This window comes from Nocardioides sp. B129/18 (genome assembly GCF_055282735.1).
Genome location: NZ_JBUZJI010000017.1, coordinates 70,867 through 87,647, shown reverse-complemented (window position 1 = coordinate 87,647; position 16,781 = coordinate 70,867). Strand labels below are relative to the sequence as shown.

The following is a 16,781-nucleotide window of genomic DNA, read 5'->3' as shown; positions in this document are numbered from 1 at the left end:
GGCCGCGGGCGGCGACCACGCCGAGGCGCGCGTCCTGGCGGCGCAGGCGCGGCCCGTCGCCGAGCGGCTCGGGGCGGCGCGGCTGCTGGCGGCCTGCGACGAGCTGGCCGGGGCACCGGCGGAGGGCGGCTCCGGCGCCCCCGTCGCGCTGACTCAGCGGGAGCGGGAGATCCTCGGTCTCGTGGCGCAGGGCCGCAGCAACGGCGAGATCGGGCGTCAGCTGTTCATCAGCACCAAGACCGTCTCGGTGCACGTGTCGAACATCCTCGGCAAGCTCGGCGCCGCCGGGCGCACCGAGGCGGCCGCGATCGCGCGACGCCAGGGGCTGCTCTCGCCGTGACCCGGGCCGGCTGGACCGGCTGGGTCGGCTGGGTCAGCGGGCGTCGGCCTCCGCGGCCTGCTTGAGCAGGACGAGGGTCTGCTCGATGCCGGCCTGGGTCTTCGTGGCGAACAGCCCGCGGAGCACCTGGCGGGCGCCGATCGGGTACCGCGAGATGTCCCAGGTCTCGGTGACCCGGGTCGAGGTGCCGTCGCCCTCGGGGGCGAGCTCGTAGCGCCAGCGGTGCGGGGCGAAGTGCTTCCAGGCGATGAGGCGGTCGGGCTCGAGCTCGACGACGGTGTTGGGCGTCTGGTACTTCGCGCCCATCTTCATCTTCATGGCGAACGTCGAGCCGAGCTCGAGGCGGTCGGGGCCCTGGGCGACGCCCAGGACGGTGCCCGAGCCGTCGATCCGTGCGTGCTGACGGGGGTCGGCGAGGATCGCGAACACGGTGGCGGGGGGTGCCGCGATGACGGTGGAGGCGGTGACGACGGCGCTCATGCTCGTCAGCGTAGGGCGTGGCTCCACAGGCCGGGAGGACCCGAGTGGGCCTGCGGGACGGGGAGCGGTACCGTGATCGCAGACTGTGTCCCGGGTCACAGGCGCGCCACCCCTGCGTCTGCGGCCGGGGCGACGGCGTCCCCGGCGGCGACCCCGCGGGCGGACCGAGACCTTGGAGCGACCATGACCCCAGATCCGACCTTCGGGCCCGACCTCGTCGAGGTGTTCGGCCCCTCGCAGAGCGACGGCGGCCCCGAGCTCGTGCAGCTGCTCACCCCCGAGGGAGAGCGCGTGCACCACCCCGAGTTCGACCTCGACTTCAGCGCCGAGGAGCTGCGCGGCTTCTACCGCGACATGGTGCTCACCCGGCGCATCGACACCGAGTCCACCGCCCTCCAGCGGCACGGCGAGCTCGGCATCTGGGCCCAGCTGCTCGGCCAGGAGGCCGCGCAGATCGGCTGCGGTCGCGCGCTGCGTCCGCAGGACTACGTCTTCCCGACCTACCGCGAGCACGGCGTCGCCTGGTGCCGCGGGGTCGACCCCCTCAAGCTCCTCGGCCTCTTCCGCGGCGTCGACCACGGCGCCTGGGACCCCGCCGAGCACAACTTCGGGCTCTACACGATCGTCATCGGCGCCCAGGCCCTGCACGCCACCGGCTACGCCATGGGCATGCAGCGCGACGGCGTCGTCGGCACCGGCGACATCGAGCGCGACTCCGCCGTCGTCGCCCACTTCGGCGACGGCGCGTCGTCCCAGGGCGACGTCAACGAGGCCTTCATCTTCGCCGCCTCCTACAACGCCCCGGTCGTGTTCTTCTGCCAGAACAACCAGTGGGCCATCTCCGAGCCGATCGAGCGCCAGACCCGCATCCCGCTCCACCAGCGGGCGCTGGGCTTCGGCTTCCCGGGCATCCGCGTCGACGGCAACGACGTGCTGGCCACCTACGCCGTCACCCGCGCCGCGCTGCAGCGCGCCCGCGAGGGCCAGGGCCCCACGTTCGTCGAGGCGTACACCTACCGCATGGGCGCGCACACCACCACCGACGACCCCACCCGCTACCGCCTCTCCACCGACGTCGAGAGCTGGAAGCTGAAGGACCCCATCGCCCGGGTCGAGGCCTACCTCAAGCGCAACGGCCTGGCCGACGCCGCCTTCTTCGACTCCGTCCAGGGCGAGGCCGACGACCTCGGCGAGCGCCTGCGCGAGGGGTGCAAGGCGATGCCCGACCCCGACCCGATGGCCATCTTCGACGAGGTGTACGCCGAGGTCCCCGAGGAGCTCGCCGTCCAGCGCGACGGCTACCGCGCCTACCTCGAGGGCTTCGAGACCGAGGGAGCGCTCCGATGACCCGCATCACCCTGGCCAAGGGCCTCAACGCCGGCCTGCGCAAGGCCATGGAGGACGACCCCAAGGTCCTGCTCATGGGCGAGGACGTCGGCAAGCTCGGCGGCGTCTTCCGCATCACCGACGGTCTCCAGAAGGACTTCGGCGAGGACCGCGTCATCGACTCCCCGCTCGCGGAGTCCGGCATCGTCGGCACCGCCGTGGGCCTGGCGCTGCGCGGCTACCGGCCGGTCGTCGAGATTCAGTTCGACGGCTTCGTCTACCCCGCCTACGACCAGATCGTCTGCCAGGTGGCGAAGATGCGCTACCGCAGCCGCGGCCGCTCCCCGATGCCGATGGTCATCCGCATCCCCTTCGGCGGCGGCATCGGCGCGGTCGAGCACCACAGCGAGTCGCCGGAGGCGCAGTTCGCGCACACCCCGGGCCTCAAGGTCGTCGCCTGCTCCAACCCGGTCGACGGCTACTGGATGATCCAGCAGGCCATCGCCTGCGACGACCCGGTGATCTTCCTCGAGCCCAAGCGGCAGTACCACGCCGACAAGGCCGAGCTCGACGAGTCGGCCACCCCGCCGCCGCTGTTCTCCTCCCAGGTCGTGCGCCGCGGCTCCGACGTCACCGTGCTGGCCTACGGGCCGACGGTGCGCACCGCGCTGCGCGCCGCCGAGGCGCTGGCCGGCGAGGGTCGCTCGATGGAGGTCATCGACCTGCGCACCCTCAGCCCGCTCGACATGGGCCCGGTGCACGAGTCGGTGCGCCGCACCGGCCGCGCCGTCGTCCTGCACGAGGCGCACGTCAACCTCGGCCTCGGCGCGGAGCTCTCCGCGCGGATCACCGAGGAGTGCTTCTACTCCCTCGAGGCCCCGGTGCTGCGGGTCGGCGGGTTCGACACCCCCTACCCCGCCTCGAAGAACGAGGAGCACTTCCTGCCCGACCTCGACCGGCTGCTCGACGCCGTCGACCGCTCGCTGGCGTTCTGAAGGAGGCCGACCCATGCCCGAGTACAAGCTGCCCGACGTCGGCGAGGGCCTCACCGAGGCCGAGATCGTCTCCTGGAAGGTCAAGGTCGGCGACGTCATCGCCATCAACGACGTCGTCGTCGAGATCGAGACCGCGAAGTCCCTGGTGGAGCTGCCCTCGCCGTACGCCGGCGAGGTCACGGCCCTGCTGGTGCCCGAGGGCGAGACCGTGCCCGTCGGCACGCCGATCATCGCGATCGGCGAGCCCGCGAGCGCGCCCGTCCCCGCCGCGGCCCCGGCCGCGCCGGCCGCCGCTGCCCCGGCCGCTCCGGTGGCGCCGGCGGAGATCGACCTGTCCAATCCCGCCGCCACCGGCGGCGGCGAGGGCGAGTCGCTGGTGGGCCGGATGAAGGCCGAGGGCGGCGTCACGCGTCGTCCGCGCCGGGTCGCCTCCGGCGCCGCGGCCGCCCACGTCCAGACCCAGGCGGCGTTCATGCCCGGCGCCGCCTCGCCGCTGGTGGAGGCCGAGGAGCCGACGCCCGAGCCCGTCACCTCTGCGCCTGCCGCTGCCCCGTCCGGCGCTCCCGCCGCTGCTCCGGTCTCGCCGGCCGCGCTGCGGGTGCTGGCCAAGCCGCCGGTGCGCAAGCTGGCCAAGGACCTCGGGGTCGACCTCGCCTCGCTGATCGCCACCGGACCGCACGGCACCGTCTCGCGCTCCGACGTCGAGGCCGCCGCGTCCACTCCCGCCGCACCCGCCGCTGCGCCCGCGGCCACCGGGATGCCCGAGCGGTACGCCGACCTCGGCCGGCCCGGCGTCGCCCCGATGCGCGGCGCGCGGGAGACCCGCGAGCCGATCAAGGGCGTGCGCAAGGCGATGGCCCAGGCGATGGTCGGCTCGGCGTTCACCGCCCCGCACGTCACCGAGTGGATCACCGTCGACGCCACCGCCACCGTCGAGCTGGTCGAGCGCCTGCGGGCGCGCCGAGAGCTGCGCGACCTCAAGGTCTCGCCGCTGCTGGTGCTGGCCCGGGCCGCGCTGCTGGCGATGCGCCGCACGCCGATCATCAACTCCACCTGGGACGAGGCGGCCGGCGAGGTCGTCATCCACGGCGGGGTCAACCTCGGCATCGCCGCGGCCACCCCGCGCGGGCTCGTCGTCCCGAACATCAAGGACGCCGACGCGCTCTCGCTCGTCGAGCTCGCGGCGGCGCTCGGTGGACTCACCGACACCGCGCGCCAGGGCCGCACCCAGCCCGCGGAGATGGCCGGCGGCACCTTCACGATCACCAACGTGGGGGTCTTCGGCGTCGACGCCGGCACGCCGATCATCAACCCCGGCGAGTCCGCGATCCTCTGCTTCGGCGCCATCCGCAAGCAGCCGTGGGTCGTCGACGACGAGATCGTCGTGCGTCACGTCACGACGCTCGCGCTGTCCTTCGACCACCGCCACATCGACGGCGAGGCCGGCTCGCGCTACCTCTCCGACGTCGCCGGCATCCTCTCCGACCCCGCCACCGCCCTGCTGTTCTGAGGGCGGTGCGGGGCCGGGTCCGCGGTCAGCGCGGATCCCAGCCCGCAGGCGAGCGGGGATGCAGCATCGCGTCCGTCCCGCCGTCGGCGTAGACGGTGGTGCCGACGAGGAGGGACGCGGCGGGGGAGAGCAGGAAGCCGATGAGCGCGGCGATCTCCTCCGGACGGCCGTCCCGACCGATGGCCGTGGGGTAGGCCTCGCCGAGCGGCCCGAACACCGGGTCCTCGGCGAGGGCCTGCGTCATCGGGGTGGCGATCTTGCCGGGCGCGACGGCGTTGAGCCGGATGCCGGCGCCGATCCACGACTCGGTGATGCCCTCGCGGCGCGCCCACCAGGCCAGTGCGGCCTTGGTCGAGGGGTAGACCATGACGGCCTCGGTCCCGGCCGCGACGTCCCGGGCGGCCTGCTCGTCGCCGGCCAGGCACTGCTCGGCGGTGGCCAGGTGCCAGCCGGGCATGCCGGTGATGGAGTTCGACGCCAGCAGCACCACCGCCGCGTCGCCCGGCACGGCGAGCAGGTCGCGCAGGCCCTCGACGAGGGCGACGGCGCCGAAGTAGTTCACCGAGACCACGAGCCGCGGGTCGGTGCCGGTCATGCCGGCCACGCCTGCGCAGGGCACGACGCCGTGCAGTCCGGTGGCGGGATCGAGCAGGGCGCGGACGCCGTCGATCACCGCCGCACGCCCCTCGCGCGTGGCGAGGTCGCCGGTGACGTCGGCGTCGTGCAGGTCGACGGTGAGGACGCGGTGGCCGGCCTCGCGCAGCAGGGCGGTGGTGGCGGCGCCGATGCCGGAGGCGGCCCCGGAGACGACGTAGGTGCGGGTCACCCGCGAACTGTAACGCGTTCTACTTTCGGCGCTGCGGCGTCAGGCGTAGCGCGCGGCCCGCTGCGCCGGCGTCCCGGGACCCTGCTCGAGCAGGCCGGCCAGCTCGTGGGCCAGCACCCCGCCCAGGCGGCGGCAGAAGTCGACCGGCTCCTCGGCGGCGTCGGGGTGCTCGGCGACGATCCGGTCGACGATGCCCAGCGCCCGCAGGTCCTGCGCGCGCACCCGCTGGGCCCGCGCCATCTCGGGGGCGTGCTCGATGTCGCGGTGGACGATCGCGCTCGCGCCCTCGGGCGGCAGCGGCGAGAGCCAGGCGTGCTGGGCGGCGACGACGCGGTCGGCCGGCAGCAGCGCGAGGGCGCCGCCGCCGTTGCCCTCGCCGAGCATGAGGGACAGCGTCGGGGCGTCGAGGGTGACCAGGTCGGCCAGGCAGCGGGCGATCTCGCCGGCGAGCCCGCCGTTCTCGGCGTTCACCGAGAGGGCGGCCCCGCGGGTGTCGATGACGGTGAGCAGCGGGAGGCGCAGCTCGGAGGCCAGCCGCATGCCGCGTCGGGCCTCACGGAGCGCGCCCGGGCCCAGGGGATGCAGCTCGTCCTGTCCGCGGCGGTCCTGGCCGAGCAGCACGCAGGGGACGGCGCCGAAGCGCACGAGCGCGATGAGCAGCCCGGGCTCGGTCTCGCCCTGGCCGGTGCCGTTGAGCGGGACGACGTCGGTGGCCGCGTGGCGCAGCAGGCCCCGCACGCCGGGGCGTCGCCGGTCGCGGGAGCGGGTGACGGCGTCCCAGGCGTCGACGTCGGCGCGCGGCTCGGGATCGGCCGGAGTGACGGCCGCGACCGCGGCCACCGCCGCGTGGTCGGGGCGGATCACCTCGAGGGCGCGGTGCAGGATCTCGGCGATGTCCTCGGGGGCCACGACGGCGTCGATGATGCCGCGGGCGTAGAGGTTCTCCGCGGTCTGGACGTCCTCGGGGAACTGCTCGCCGTAGAGCGCCGCGTAGACCCGTGGGCCCAGGAAGCCGACGAGTGCGCCCGGCTCGGCCACCGTCACGTGCCCCAGCGAGCCCCAGCTGGCCATGACGCCGCCGGTGGTGGGGTGGCGCAGGTAGACGAGGTACGGCAGGCCCGCCTGGCGGTGCGCCATGACGGCCTGGGAGATGCGCACCATCTGCACGAAGGCGGGCGAGCCCTCCTGCATCCGGGTGCCGCCGCTGACCGGGGCGGCGACGAGGGGGAGTCCCTCGGCGGTCGCGCGCTCGATCGCGGCGACGAGCCGGTCGGCGGTCGCGCGTCCGATCGAGCCGGCGAGGAAGGAGAACTCGCCGACCAGCACCGCCACGCGGCGTCCGCGCAGGCGTCCCTCGCCGGTGAGCACCGACTCGTCCTCGCCGCTGCGCTCGCGGGCGGCGGCGAGGTCGGCGGCGTAGGCGTCGCTGATCTCGCCGTAGACCGGGGCGGCGTCCCACGACGACCACGAGCCGTCGTCGAGCACGAGGGCGATGAGGTCGCGGGCGCCGGGGCGGGTCATGGGTGGAGCGTAGAGAGGATCTCGCCCTCCTCGGCCGCGGTGAGCCCGGTCGTGGACACCTCGCGGCCGGCGTCCCGCTCGGTGCGGACCCAGGCCAGGGTGTCCGCCGCGGTCTCGGCGACCGGCCGGACGGCCAGTCCGGCCACGGTCGGAGCGTCGTGGTCCTGGGTCATCATCGCCTCGAAGTCCGGCCGCGGCAGCCACAGCGGCAGCGACCGCGGGCCCATCCACGGCGCGACGCCCGCCGCGGCGAGGGCCTCGTCGTCGACCTCGCGCCAGGTGGGGGTCGCTCCCACGCCGCGGGCGACGTCGTCGAGCAGGACGCCCAGCGGCGTCGCCGGTCCGACGGCGTCGAGCACCCCCGTGCGGCCCTGCTCGAGCAGCGCGACGCACCAGGCGGCGAGGTCGCGGACGTCGAGCACCTGCACCCGCGCCGCTCGGTCGGAGACGAGCACCGGGCCCTCGTCGCGTGTCAGCCGCTCGGGCCAGTAGGTGAAGCGGCCCGTCGGATCGCCTGGGCCGACGATCAGGCCCGGACGCACGACGGTCGACCGCGCGGCCCGCGCGACTGCGACCTCGCACCCGACCTTCATCGGCCCGTACGCCTCGGGCTGCACGGCGAGGTCGACGTCGTCGTGCAGCGCCGTCACCAGCGGTGTGCGCCCCGGGCATCCGCCCGTTCCCACCCCGGGCGCGTCGTGGTCGTAGACGTTGATCGTGGAGACGAACAGGTGGTGGGCGTGCGGCCAGCGCGCCACCGCGTCGCGCACCCAGCCCGGCTGACGGGCGACGTCGACCACCGCGTCGACGTCGTCCAGGGCGCCACCGGCCGGCGGCGGTCCGTCGACGCGGTCCCAGCGCACGTGGCCGGCGCCGTGGGGGCGCCCGCCCGAGCGGTTGACGCACACGACGTCGTGGCCGGCGTCCACGGCCCGGGCCGCGATCGCGCGCGAGAGGAACACCGAGCCGCCGAGCACCACGATCCGCATGTCGTCCACCTCAGCCGACGGGCGTCGTCGGGGCAAGGTCGTTCTGCCGAGGGCCGATCAGGTCAGGGAGAACTGGACGTCGTCAGGGGTGGCTTCCCCTGACAACGTCCAGCTTCCCCGGATGTCCGGGGAAGCTGCCCCGGCCCGTCACGCCAGCCGGGGGTCCCCGTCGACGACGTCGACGACGTCCAGCTCGACGTCGAGGGAGCGGCCGAGGTCGAGGCCGTCGCCGAGGAGGTCGGCGAGGGCGGAGGCGACGACGGCGCGCACGCGGGCGGCGACGTCGGAGATGTCGGAGCCGTAGGCGACGACGAGCTCGATGCGCAGACCGAGGAGCTGCTCGTCGTCGACGTCGAGGCGGATCCGCTCGGGCACGGCGGAGGCGTTCCCGCGCAGGGCCCGGCGCAGGGCGGCGACGAGCACGCGGCTGGAGACGATCGTGCGCGAGCCGGCGGCGTCGAGGGCCTCGCCGTCGGAGCCGTGGAGGACCACCGGCTCGGCGGGGATCACGAGGAGCCGGACGCGCTCGCGGATGCCCTCGGCCACCGGCGGCCAGGCCGCCGGTGGCTCCTCGCGGGCCTGGCGCACCAGGGCCGCGGCGCGATCGAGCAGGCCGTCGCCGGCTCCGGCGTCGGTGCCGGTGGTCGGTGCGGCGTCGTCGTCGGGGGTCGTCAGCGCCATCGGGCCATCCTCTCCGCGAGTGTGCGTCGTCCTCGGTGCAGATGTCCGCGCACGCTGCCCACCGGCAGCGAGAGGGTCGCGGCGATCTCGTCGTAGGACATGCCCTCGGTCTCCCGCAGCAGCCACACGGCCCGCTGGTGCCACGGTAGTTCGTCCAGGGCCTGCTGGAGGGCCTCCAGCAGCTCGGAGTCCAGCGCCGACTGCAGCGGGTTGTCGGTGGCGGGGCGCGCGACGCGCGAGATCAGGTCGTCGTCGATCGGGGTGGGCCGACGCTTGCGGGTCAGGTCGGCGGCCCGGCGGTGGACCAGGCTGAAGAGCCAGGTGCGCAGGGCCGAGCGTCCCTCGAAGGAGTCCAGGCTCCGCCACGCCGAGATCAGGGCCTCCTGGACGACCTCCGCGGCGTCGGCCTCGTGACCGGCTACCAGCCGCAGCGCGTATTGGTACATGCCGGGGCCGAAGCGGTCGACGATGACGCCGAACGCGTCCTGGTCGCCCAGGCGCGCGGCGCGCACGAGGGCGGCGTCGGAGGCGTCGACGAGGGCGACGACGTCACCCGGCGGCTCCCACTCCTGCTCCACGAGGACGACCCTTCCCCGTCGCGCCCGATCCCGACCACCCGAAGGTGAGGCCTCGACGGCGACGGCCCGGGGAAGGCTCGTGATCACGGCGCCCGCGGGCTGCGCACCACCGCGTCCGGTGAGCCGTCTCACCCCATCGGTGCGTGACGAACGGGACGGGTGTGATGACCAAGCGCCGTCCACGACGAAACAGAGAGGCACACCATGACTGAGAAGACCACCTCCCGTTCCACCGACGTGGCCACCCGCGCCGGATCCGGCGCGCTGGTCTCGGAGCAGGGCCGCACCTCGATCGCCGACACCGTCGTGTCGAAGATCGCCGGCATCGCGACGCGGGAGATCAACGGCGTGCACGACCTCGGAGGTGGCGCCGCCCGTGCCGTCGGCGCCCTCCGCGAGCGCATCCCCGGCTCGCGCACCAACCTCTCGCAGGGCGTGGCCGTCGAGGTGGGCGAGCGTCAGGCCGCCATCGACCTCGACATCGTCGCCGACTACGGCGTCTCGATCGCCGACCTCGCCACCGGCATCCGCCGCAACGTCATCGGCTCGGTCGAGCGGATGACCGGCCTGGAGGTCACCGAGGTCAACATCACCGTCCACGACATCGTGGTCGAGGGCGACGCCGAGGCCGAGCCCGCCGTCTCGCGGGTCGAGTGATCCGATGAGCACGCCGTCCGAGGCCGCTGCCGCCGAGCAGCCCACCGACGCCGCCGAGCCCGCCGAGCGGGTCGCGGCCGCCGTGTGCGCGCTCGACGCGGTGCACGACCTCCACGGCGGGGTGCTCGGCGAGATCGCCACCTACCTGCCCGGACGCCGCATCGCCGGCGTCCGGGTGGGCGAGGACGGCGCCGCGGTGCACGTGGTGCTGACCTGGGGGGCCGCGATCGCGCCGGCCACCGACGCCGTCCGCGCCGCCGTGCGCGAGGCCCTGGACGCGCCCGACCTGCGCGTCGACGTGGTCGTCGAGGACGTCGCCGGCCCCGGCTCCGCCGCATCCCGCACGACCGACGCCCCTGAGGAGGGACCCCGATGACCGCCGACATCGTCGAGCTGCAGGCCGCCCGCGAGCGGGCCGCCCGACGCCGCGCGCTGGCCCGGCTGCACCACCCCGACCTCGGCGGCGACGCCGAGGCGTTCGTCCGCGCGATGGCCGCCTTCGAGGCCCAGCGCTCCACCGACGCCGTCGTCGTCTCGCTGGTCGAGGACGCCCCCGAGGAGCCGCCGCAGGCCGACCGGGCGCCCCTCGTCACCGTCACGGTGGTCGAGCGCTCGGCGCCCCGCCGTGCTGCGCGGCGCCTCGCCCGACGCGTCGGCGCGACCGCCGACGCCGTGCGCGAGCGGCTGCCGCGGCGCACGCCCGGCGCCCGCCGCTACGCGCGGCTCTGACCCACGGCGGCCCGCCCGGGCCGCCGCACCCATCTGATCGAGGAGACATCATGACCACCTCCACCGTCGGCCTGCTGGCCGGCCTGCTGCTCGCCGTCGCGATCGCCGCGGGCGGGTTCACCGGACTGCTGCTGGGGCTGCTCCTGGGAGCCGTCGGCTACGCCGTCGGCGGTCACCTCGACGGCGAGCTCGACCTCTCGGCCCTGCTGCGGGGCCGTCGTGAGTGACGTCCTGAGCGACACCGCCCTCGTCCCCAGCGACGTCGACCCGCCGCTGCCGGCCCCGGAGGAGCGCGGCGACCTCGACGTCCGCACCCGCGCCCTCGCCCACCTGATCGAGCAGCTGGCCCGCGAGGTGCCCGGCGTGGTCTCCGACCGCGGCGGCCTCCTGGCCCGCAGCCCGCTCCCGGGCGGCGCGAGCGGCAGCCCGAGCGCCGAGGTGCTCGTGCAGGGCCACGGCGCCCGTGTGCGCCTCGACGTCGCCTGCCGCTGGCCGGCCCGCGTCTCCGACCTCGCCGCCGCCGTCCGTGAGCGCGTGCTCGCCGAGGGCGCGGCGCTCGGCGGCGTGCCGATCACGGTCGTCGACGTCACCGTGCGCCCCCGCTTCTCCGAGGACGAGGGGAGCCGCGTGCGATGAGCCGCTCCTTCCCCGCCCCCGCCGGTCGTCCGCCGGCCGTCACCACGGCCCTCCTGGTCGCCGTCGTGCTGCTCGCCGCCGCCGTCGTGGCGGTCCGCGACGGCGCGGTCGGCCTCGGCTGGACCGGCGGCGCCGAGCTGATCCCGAAGGCCGTCGACGCCCTCGACGGACGTCGCCTCGGCGCGTCCACGCTCCTGGGCATCGGCGTCGCCCTGGCGATCCTCGGCCTCGCGCTGATCGCCTCGGCGCTGCGCCGCGCCAAGCCCACCCACCGGCCCGTCGGCGACGGCACCGTCTGGGTCTCCCCGCGGGCCCTCGCGGCGATCGCGGTCGCCGCCGCCGATCGCACCGCCGGCGTCCTGGAGACCGGGCGCCCCACCGTGCGGCGCCGCCGCATCCGGGTGCCCGTCACCGTCATGCCCGACCACGACGACCCCGCGTCGGTGCGCACGGAGGCCGAGGCGAACGCCCGGGCCGCCGTCGCCGTGCTCGACGCGATGCCGGTCGTCGTCGTCCTCGAGGAGGCCACCGCATGAGCCGCGCCGTCCGCACCCCCACCGTCCGCGGTGATCGCCTGCTCCTGACGCTGATCGGCGTCGTGCTGCTGGCCGGCGGCGCGCTCCTGGTCGACGCCGGCACCTCCGATCGCCTCGGCGTGGTCCCCGTCCCGGCGGAGATCTCGAAGGAGACCGCCGCGAGCACCCTCGACGCCTCCTGGTGGTCGTGGACGCTCGTGGTCGCCGGCACGATCGTCGGCCTGCTCGCGCTCGTGTGGCTGCTGCGTCCGCGCCGCCGCACCGGCTCCCGGCTGCTGCGGCTGCCCGCCTCGACCGCGCGCGGTCGCGTCGAGCTCGACCTCGCCTCGCTCGCGAGCGCCGTCGCCGAGCAGGTGGCCTCGGCCGCTCCGGTCGACGACGCCTCGGCGGTCGTGCGTCAGGCCGGCGGACGCCACCTCGTCGAGGTGCGCGCTCGCCTGCTCGCCGACGCCGACGTCGAGACGCTGGCCCCGGCCGTCGAGGCCGTGCGCCAGGACGTCCTCGCCGCGTTCGGCGAGCGCACCATCGCGCTGCGCGTCGTCGTCGACGCGCCCCGCCCGCCCTCGCGCCGCGCGCGCTCGCGGGCCCAGGACTCCGTGCGCGTGCGCCCGGAGACGCTGTCGGCCTGATCTCGGGCCAGGCCGAACGCCCCACGCCAGGTCGTGGACCGGATCCGGGTCACCCCGGGATCTGGTCCACGACCTGCGTGCTGTGCAGCCAGCGCTGGAAGAACGGGCCGAGGTCCTGGCCGGTGCGCGCCGACCACCACGCGACGAGGTCGGCCTCGTCGCTGACCCCCCGGGCCCGCGCCTGCGGCCAGGCGCGCACGGCGTCGAAGAAGGCGGCGTCGCCGACCTGCTCGCGCAGCCGGTGCCACATCAGCGCCGGCACGTAGTAGACGTTGGCGTCGCCGAAGCGGGCGGGGTCGTAGTCGGCCGGCGGGCCGGCGTCCTCGCGCAGCTGCGCCTCCTGGAAGTGCCAGTACTCCACGCTGTCGGCCATCCGACCCTGGCCGTGCTGGCTCTCCCAGAGGGTCTGCAGGTAGGTGGCCATGCCCTCGTTCATCCACACGTCGCGCCAGGTCGAGGGCGTGACGAGGTCGCCGTACCACTGGTGCGCGAGCTCGTGGACGACCGCCCAGCGGGCCGTGGGCCGCGCGCCGTCGCCCAGGGTGAGCATCGACTGGGTCTCCATCGCCGAGGTCGACGGCACCACCACGACGCCCAGGCTCGGCCAGGGGTAGGGGCCCAGGCGCCGCTCGAGCCAGTCGAGGTCGGAGCCGAGGTGCAGGAACCGGCGCTGGTAGGCGCGGGCCTGTGCGGCCGGCACGTAGAGCGAGACCAGCGGCCGCGACGCGCTGCCGCGCACGGTGCGCCGGGCGTAGTCGCCGATCGCCAGCGTCGTCAGGTAGGACGAGGCGGGGTCCTCGAGCCGCCAGTGCATCGTGCGCCGGCCGTGGTGCACGCGCTCGGACACCAGGCGTCCGCCGCTGACGCCGCGCCAGCCCGGCGGAGTCGTGACGGTGACGTCGTAGCGCGCCTTGTCGGCGGGCTGGTCGTCGACGGCGTACCAGGTGAGCGCGCCGTAGGGCTCCTGCATCGTCCAGGCGCCGCCCTCGGGCGTGAGGGTCAGGCCGAGGGCCGGGACGTCGTCGCGGGTGCCGGGGGCGCGCACGGGGCCGGGACGGCCGCGGTAGGCCAGGGTGAGCTCGTGGGTGCTGCCCTCGACCACCGCGGCGTCGACCACGAGGTCGTCGCCGGGCCGGGAGAACGGCACCGCGACGCCGTCGAGCCGCACCCACGCGACCCGCAGGCGGTGGCTGAGGTCCAGGCGCAGCCGGGAGGAGTCGCGGGCGGCGCGGAAGGTCAGCCGCTCCAGGCCGGCGAGCTCGCGGGTCGGACGCCGCCAGTCCAGGCGCAGGTCGTAGTGCAGGGCGTCGACGACGTCGTCGCCGACGGCCGGGTAGACGGGGTCGGCGCGCGGCGTGCTCCCCGCGGCGTCCTCGCCCTCGCCCGCCGGGGCCGCCTCGACGGACGGGCCCAGACCGGCGAGCCCGGAGACCGCGGCGACGGCGAGCAGGGCTGCCAGCGGACGCCGCACTCAGTCGCCCGCGCTCAGCAGCGGGCGCGTCAGGCGGCGTCCGTGGTGGATCTGGGCCTTGACGGTGCCCAGCGGCACGCCGACGAGCTCGGCGATCTCGTCGTAGGGCAGGCCGTAGACGTCGCGCAGCAGCAGCGGCTCGACGAACTGCGGGTGCTCGCGCTCGAGGGTCTCCATCGCCTCGAGGAGGTCGAGACGGGTGCCGGCGATGACGCTGGTGGTGCGGGGGTCGGGCCGCTCCAGCGCCCCGTAGGAGGTGGGGTCGGCCGGCACGGCCTGGTTCTTCATCCGCCGGTAGGTGGAGCGGGCGCTGTTGACCGCGACCACGTGCATCCAGGTGGTGAAGCGGCCTCGGCCGCCCCAGGTTCCGATCTTGTTGGCGATGTTGATCAGCGCCTCCTGGCAGGCGTCCTCGGCGTCGGGGGTGTAGGGGAGCACGCCCCGACAGATGTTCAGCGCGCGCGGGCGCACGGCGCGCAGGAGGTCGTCGAGGGCCCCGGCGTCACCGTCCTGGGCCCGGTGGGCGAGGTCGTCGATCTCGTCGGGGCTCAGGGCGTGGTCGTGTCCGCCGGTGGTCATCGCGTTTCCCTTTCGTCTGGATGAACATAATGCCGTTGTGTCCATGCCCCAACGGCTAGGCCGTTACGCCGTCCGGCGCCGCATCGGCTCCGGAGGCTTCGCCACGGTCTGGCTCGCCTATGACGAGCAGCTCGACTCTCCGGTTGCCGTGAAGGTGCTGGCCGACAACTGGACCGAGGACGCCCAGGTGCGTCGGCGGTTCCTGGAGGAGGGCCGCTACCTGCGCCGGGTGGAGTCCCCGCACGTCGTCACGGTCTACGACGCCGGCGAGCTCGACGACGGCCGGCCCTACCTCGTCATGTCCTACGCCGACCAGGGCACCCTCGCCGACCGCCTGGAGACCCAGGGCCTGACCCCCACGCAGGCCATGGAGGTCGTGCGCCAGGTCGGCACCGGACTGCAGGCGCTGCACGATCTCGACATCCTGCACCGCGACGTGAAGCCCGCCAACGTCCTCTTCCGCACCACCAAGGGTCGGGTCGTGGCGATGGTCGGCGACCTCGGCCTGGGCAAGGCCCTCGACGTCTCCAGCCGGCTGACGATGATCGCCGGCACCCCGTCCTACGTCGCGCCGGAGCAGGCCCGGGCCGAGAGCCCCGACGCCCGCGCCGACCAGTACTCCCTCGGCGCCCTGGCCTACCTGCTGCTCTCGGGTCGCGCGCCCTACGCCCACGCCAGCCTCCAGCAGGCCGCGCACCCGGCGCCGCCGGACCCGCTCTCGACGCTCGAGCGTCCCTTCGACCCCGCCGTCGACGCCGTCGTCCGGCGTGCCCTGTCGGTGGAGCGCAGGGAGCGCTACCCCGACGTCAGCACGTTCGTGGAGGAGCTCGAGGCCTCCTTGGGCTCGGCCGCCCACCGGCCGACCGGCCCCTGGCTGGCCGCCGATCCGCACCTCACCCAGCCCGGTCGCCGGCCCACGCCCTCGCCGGCGCTGCCCCTGCCCGAGGAGGAGACGCCGGTCGAGCCGCAGGCCCGCTCGCGCCGCCGACGCGCCGCCGTGCTCGCCGGCTCCGTGGTGGCCGGCGCGCTCGCCCTCGGCGGCGGCGCCGTGGGCGGCTGGTGGGTGCACGAGCAGCGCCTGCCCGACACCGTCCGGGTCTCCGACGCCGGCGGCTCGCTGAGCGTCGCGGTCCCGCGGGGCTGGGAGAAGGTCGTCGGACGCGGCCCCTGGAAGGGTCCGCAGGGCGACGCCGCCGCCGGCGGCACCCCCTACGACGCGCTCTCGGTGGGCGACTCCCGTGGCTGGACCGACTCCGGACGCTCCGGCGAGGGCGTGTTCCTGGGCATCCTCCCTGGCGCCCAGGTGCCGGGGCTGATGCCCGGCCATCCCGAGTGCGACTCCAGCGACCCGCCCGTCATCGACGACGGCACCGGCGACCAGCCGGCGTCCACCACCGTGGTCCACGAGGGCTGCCCCGGCGGCTACACCGTCGAGCGGGTGCTGCAGGTGTCCTCGAACCTGCTGCTGTGGGTGCAGGTGCGCAGCGCGGACGCGGCCACGGCGCGGCAGGTGCTCGACAGCGTCGACACCAGCGGGTTCTGACCCGGTTCCGACCCCGGCCGGCCGGGCTCAGCAGGACGGGCTCAGCCGTCCTTCGTGGCGAGGTAGCCGATGGCGTTGTCGGTGACCTTCTCCAGGAGGCTGGTCATGCCCTCGCGGTCGCGCTCGCGGCCGATGATGCCGATCAGCGCGTAGGCCTGGTTCGGCGCGGCGGGGGAGGCGATGAAGCGCTCCATCGTCACGCGTTGGAACCCGCCGCTGACGTAGGTGCCGACGAAGGTGTCGCGACCCTTCGACTCGACCTTGAAGTTCTTCACGTCCTCGGCGCCGGCCAGGGCGGCGATGCGGTCGTCGAGGGCGGCGGAGATCGACTGGTAGCGGTTGCCCGTCAGCGTGACGCGCATGAAGTAGGTGTTGGGCTTCACGCCCTGGTTGTTCAGCGCCGGGTCGGGCACGAAGAAGCGCCACTCGCCCAGCGTGCGCGAGACCTTGACCCAGCCGTCCGGCACGAGCACCTGGACGCCGAGCTGCGGGCCGCCGACGACGTCGGGCGTCGTGGGCAGGTTGCGCTCGAGCGCGGGGTCATCGGGGTCGGGCTTGATGACCACCGGGGACTCGCGCGGGAACGAGGGCGAGCGGGCGGTGACCGGGGTGGCGTCGACGCTGCGCGGGGACGCCTCGTCGCTCGCGCCCACGGCGTAGCCGACCCCGACTCCGAGGAGCGCGAGCACCACGACGGCGACCGTGATCCTCCAGCCCATGCGCCCGAACCTACCCGGGCGGGGCCCGGCCCACGC

General features: G+C 75.1%; 21 protein-coding genes. 12 read left to right on the top strand and 9 right to left on the bottom strand.

Features of this window, described 5'->3' with window-relative positions:
• Positions 1–340 (top strand): helix-turn-helix domain-containing protein (locus ACZDWJ_RS13130; RefSeq protein ID WP_463521412.1); only part of this gene is annotated, 340 nt, incomplete at its 5' end.
• Positions 341–373: 33 nt separating this feature from the next.
• On the opposite strand, the gene ACZDWJ_RS13125 is transcribed toward ACZDWJ_RS13130, so the two are convergent.
• Positions 374–820, bottom strand: a complete 447-nt coding sequence (locus tag ACZDWJ_RS13125; RefSeq protein ID WP_463521411.1) for an SRPBCC family protein — start codon at positions 818–820, stop codon at positions 374–376.
• 183 nt (positions 821–1,003) lie between these two features.
• Here ACZDWJ_RS13125 and pdhA point away from each other — a divergent pair, with 183 nt between their 5' ends.
• From pdhA to ACZDWJ_RS13110, 3 genes are read left to right on the top strand one after another with little or no spacing between them, the layout of a single operon-like run.
• Positions 1,004–2,167, top strand: coding sequence for a pyruvate dehydrogenase (acetyl-transferring) E1 component subunit alpha (gene pdhA, locus ACZDWJ_RS13120; protein ID WP_463521410.1), 1,164 nt, complete (start codon positions 1,004–1,006; stop codon positions 2,165–2,167).
• A complete protein-coding gene (locus ACZDWJ_RS13115; RefSeq protein ID WP_463521409.1) occupies positions 2,164–3,141 on the top strand; it encodes an alpha-ketoacid dehydrogenase subunit beta in 978 nt (325 codons plus the stop codon). The genes pdhA and ACZDWJ_RS13115 overlap by 4 nt, the downstream gene beginning before the upstream one ends.
• Before the next feature lie 13 nt (positions 3,142–3,154).
• Positions 3,155–4,651: a dihydrolipoamide acetyltransferase family protein gene (locus ACZDWJ_RS13110; protein ID WP_463521408.1), complete on the top strand. Its 1,497-nt coding sequence runs from the start codon at positions 3,155–3,157 to the stop codon at positions 4,649–4,651.
• Positions 4,652–4,676: 25 nt separating this feature from the next.
• On the opposite strand, the gene ACZDWJ_RS13105 is transcribed toward ACZDWJ_RS13110, so the two are convergent.
• The 5 genes from ACZDWJ_RS13105 to ACZDWJ_RS13085 form a co-directional block, all read right to left on the bottom strand.
• Positions 4,677–5,477 (bottom strand): SDR family oxidoreductase, encoded by an 801-nt coding sequence (locus ACZDWJ_RS13105; RefSeq protein ID WP_463521407.1) that lies wholly within the window; start codon positions 5,475–5,477, stop codon positions 4,677–4,679.
• A 39-nt stretch (positions 5,478–5,516) separates the two neighbouring features.
• The gene (locus ACZDWJ_RS13100) at positions 5,517–6,998 is read right to left on the bottom strand and encodes a carboxyl transferase domain-containing protein (protein WP_463521406.1); all 1,482 of its coding nucleotides are present in this window, start codon (positions 6,996–6,998) and stop codon (positions 5,517–5,519) included.
• Positions 6,995–7,987, bottom strand: coding sequence for a Rossmann-fold NAD(P)-binding domain-containing protein (locus ACZDWJ_RS13095; protein ID WP_463521405.1), 993 nt, complete (start codon positions 7,985–7,987; stop codon positions 6,995–6,997). Before ACZDWJ_RS13095 ends, ACZDWJ_RS13100 begins: the two co-directional genes overlap by 4 nt.
• A gap of 147 nt (positions 7,988–8,134) precedes the next feature.
• Complete coding sequence (locus ACZDWJ_RS13090) at positions 8,135–8,668, bottom strand: hypothetical protein (RefSeq protein WP_463521404.1); 534 nt, start codon at positions 8,666–8,668, stop codon at positions 8,135–8,137.
• Positions 8,659–9,246 (bottom strand): RNA polymerase sigma factor, encoded by a 588-nt coding sequence (locus tag ACZDWJ_RS13085; RefSeq protein ID WP_463521403.1) that lies wholly within the window; start codon positions 9,244–9,246, stop codon positions 8,659–8,661. The genes ACZDWJ_RS13090 and ACZDWJ_RS13085 overlap by 10 nt, the downstream gene beginning before the upstream one ends.
• Positions 9,247–9,450: 204 nt before the next feature.
• On the opposite strand from ACZDWJ_RS13085, the gene ACZDWJ_RS13080 reads away from it, so the two are divergent.
• The 7 genes from ACZDWJ_RS13080 to ACZDWJ_RS13050 are packed head-to-tail and all read left to right on the top strand — an operon-like array spanning position 9,451 to position 12,433.
• A complete protein-coding gene (locus tag ACZDWJ_RS13080; RefSeq protein WP_463521402.1) occupies positions 9,451–9,903 on the top strand; it encodes an Asp23/Gls24 family envelope stress response protein in 453 nt (150 codons plus the stop codon).
• A gap of 4 nt (positions 9,904–9,907) precedes the next feature.
• Entirely contained in the window at positions 9,908–10,279 is a 372-nt protein-coding gene (locus ACZDWJ_RS13075; protein ID WP_463521401.1) for an Asp23/Gls24 family envelope stress response protein, read from the top strand.
• Positions 10,276–10,632: a hypothetical protein gene (locus ACZDWJ_RS13070; protein WP_463521400.1), complete on the top strand. Its 357-nt coding sequence runs from the start codon at positions 10,276–10,278 to the stop codon at positions 10,630–10,632. Before ACZDWJ_RS13075 ends, ACZDWJ_RS13070 begins: the two co-directional genes overlap by 4 nt.
• Positions 10,633–10,682: 50 nt before the next feature.
• Positions 10,683–10,859: a DUF2273 domain-containing protein gene (locus ACZDWJ_RS13065; protein ID WP_463521399.1), complete on the top strand. Its 177-nt coding sequence runs from the start codon at positions 10,683–10,685 to the stop codon at positions 10,857–10,859.
• Positions 10,852–11,268 carry an Asp23/Gls24 family envelope stress response protein gene (locus ACZDWJ_RS13060; RefSeq protein WP_463521398.1) on the top strand — a complete coding sequence of 139 codons (417 nt, stop codon included), beginning with the start codon at positions 10,852–10,854 and terminating at the stop codon, positions 11,266–11,268. The genes ACZDWJ_RS13065 and ACZDWJ_RS13060 overlap by 8 nt, the downstream gene beginning before the upstream one ends.
• Positions 11,265–11,804, top strand: a complete 540-nt coding sequence (locus ACZDWJ_RS13055; protein WP_463521397.1) for a hypothetical protein — start codon at positions 11,265–11,267, stop codon at positions 11,802–11,804. The genes ACZDWJ_RS13060 and ACZDWJ_RS13055 overlap by 4 nt, the downstream gene beginning before the upstream one ends.
• Positions 11,801–12,433 carry an Asp23/Gls24 family envelope stress response protein gene (locus tag ACZDWJ_RS13050; protein ID WP_463521396.1) on the top strand — a complete coding sequence of 211 codons (633 nt, stop codon included), beginning with the start codon at positions 11,801–11,803 and terminating at the stop codon, positions 12,431–12,433. Before ACZDWJ_RS13055 ends, ACZDWJ_RS13050 begins: the two co-directional genes overlap by 4 nt.
• A gap of 49 nt (positions 12,434–12,482) precedes the next feature.
• Here ACZDWJ_RS13050 and ACZDWJ_RS13045 read toward each other — a convergent pair whose 3' ends face one another.
• Complete coding sequence (locus ACZDWJ_RS13045; RefSeq protein ID WP_463521395.1) at positions 12,483–13,904, bottom strand: M1 family metallopeptidase; 1,422 nt, start codon at positions 13,902–13,904, stop codon at positions 12,483–12,485.
• The gene (locus tag ACZDWJ_RS13040) at positions 13,905–14,483 is read right to left on the bottom strand and encodes an RNA polymerase sigma factor (RefSeq protein WP_463521394.1); all 579 of its coding nucleotides are present in this window, start codon (positions 14,481–14,483) and stop codon (positions 13,905–13,907) included.
• Positions 14,484–14,526: 43 nt separating this feature from the next.
• Here ACZDWJ_RS13040 and ACZDWJ_RS13035 point away from each other — a divergent pair, with 43 nt between their 5' ends.
• Positions 14,527–16,026: a serine/threonine-protein kinase gene (locus tag ACZDWJ_RS13035; RefSeq protein ID WP_463521393.1), complete on the top strand. Its 1,500-nt coding sequence runs from the start codon at positions 14,527–14,529 to the stop codon at positions 16,024–16,026.
• A 41-nt stretch (positions 16,027–16,067) separates the two neighbouring features.
• On the opposite strand, the gene ACZDWJ_RS13030 is transcribed toward ACZDWJ_RS13035, so the two are convergent.
• Positions 16,068–16,745, bottom strand: a complete 678-nt coding sequence (locus tag ACZDWJ_RS13030; protein WP_463521392.1) for a hypothetical protein — start codon at positions 16,743–16,745, stop codon at positions 16,068–16,070.
• Between the last annotated feature and the right edge of the window lie 36 nt (positions 16,746–16,781).

Excerpts from the sequence above, each read along its gene's own strand:
- ACZDWJ_RS13125 (WP_463521411.1), bottom strand. The coding sequence starts at position 820 with ATGAGCGCCGTCGTCACCGCCTCCACCGTCATCGCGGCACCCCCCGCC.
- ACZDWJ_RS13035 (WP_463521393.1), top strand. The coding sequence starts at position 14,527 with ATGCCCCAACGGCTAGGCCGTTACGCCGTCCGGCGCCGCATCGGCTCC.
- ACZDWJ_RS13095 (WP_463521405.1), bottom strand. The coding sequence starts at position 7,987 with ATGCGGATCGTGGTGCTCGGCGGCTCGGTGTTCCTCTCGCGCGCGATC.
- ACZDWJ_RS13065 (WP_463521399.1), top strand. The coding sequence starts at position 10,683 with ATGACCACCTCCACCGTCGGCCTGCTGGCCGGCCTGCTGCTCGCCGTC.
- ACZDWJ_RS13080 (WP_463521402.1), top strand. The coding sequence starts at position 9,451 with ATGACTGAGAAGACCACCTCCCGTTCCACCGACGTGGCCACCCGCGCC.
- ACZDWJ_RS13040 (WP_463521394.1), bottom strand. The coding sequence starts at position 14,483 with ATGACCACCGGCGGACACGACCACGCCCTGAGCCCCGACGAGATCGAC.
- ACZDWJ_RS13070 (WP_463521400.1), top strand. The coding sequence starts at position 10,276 with ATGACCGCCGACATCGTCGAGCTGCAGGCCGCCCGCGAGCGGGCCGCC.
- ACZDWJ_RS13055 (WP_463521397.1), top strand. The coding sequence starts at position 11,265 with ATGAGCCGCTCCTTCCCCGCCCCCGCCGGTCGTCCGCCGGCCGTCACC.
- ACZDWJ_RS13110 (WP_463521408.1), top strand. The coding sequence starts at position 3,155 with ATGCCCGAGTACAAGCTGCCCGACGTCGGCGAGGGCCTCACCGAGGCC.
- ACZDWJ_RS13075 (WP_463521401.1), top strand. The coding sequence starts at position 9,908 with ATGAGCACGCCGTCCGAGGCCGCTGCCGCCGAGCAGCCCACCGACGCC.
- ACZDWJ_RS13050 (WP_463521396.1), top strand. The coding sequence starts at position 11,801 with ATGAGCCGCGCCGTCCGCACCCCCACCGTCCGCGGTGATCGCCTGCTC.
- ACZDWJ_RS13100 (WP_463521406.1), bottom strand. The coding sequence starts at position 6,998 with ATGACCCGCCCCGGCGCCCGCGACCTCATCGCCCTCGTGCTCGACGAC.
- ACZDWJ_RS13030 (WP_463521392.1), bottom strand. The coding sequence starts at position 16,745 with ATGGGCTGGAGGATCACGGTCGCCGTCGTGGTGCTCGCGCTCCTCGGA.
- ACZDWJ_RS13115 (WP_463521409.1), top strand. The coding sequence starts at position 2,164 with ATGACCCGCATCACCCTGGCCAAGGGCCTCAACGCCGGCCTGCGCAAG.
- ACZDWJ_RS13090 (WP_463521404.1), bottom strand. The coding sequence starts at position 8,668 with ATGGCGCTGACGACCCCCGACGACGACGCCGCACCGACCACCGGCACC.
- pdhA (WP_463521410.1), top strand. The coding sequence starts at position 1,004 with ATGACCCCAGATCCGACCTTCGGGCCCGACCTCGTCGAGGTGTTCGGC.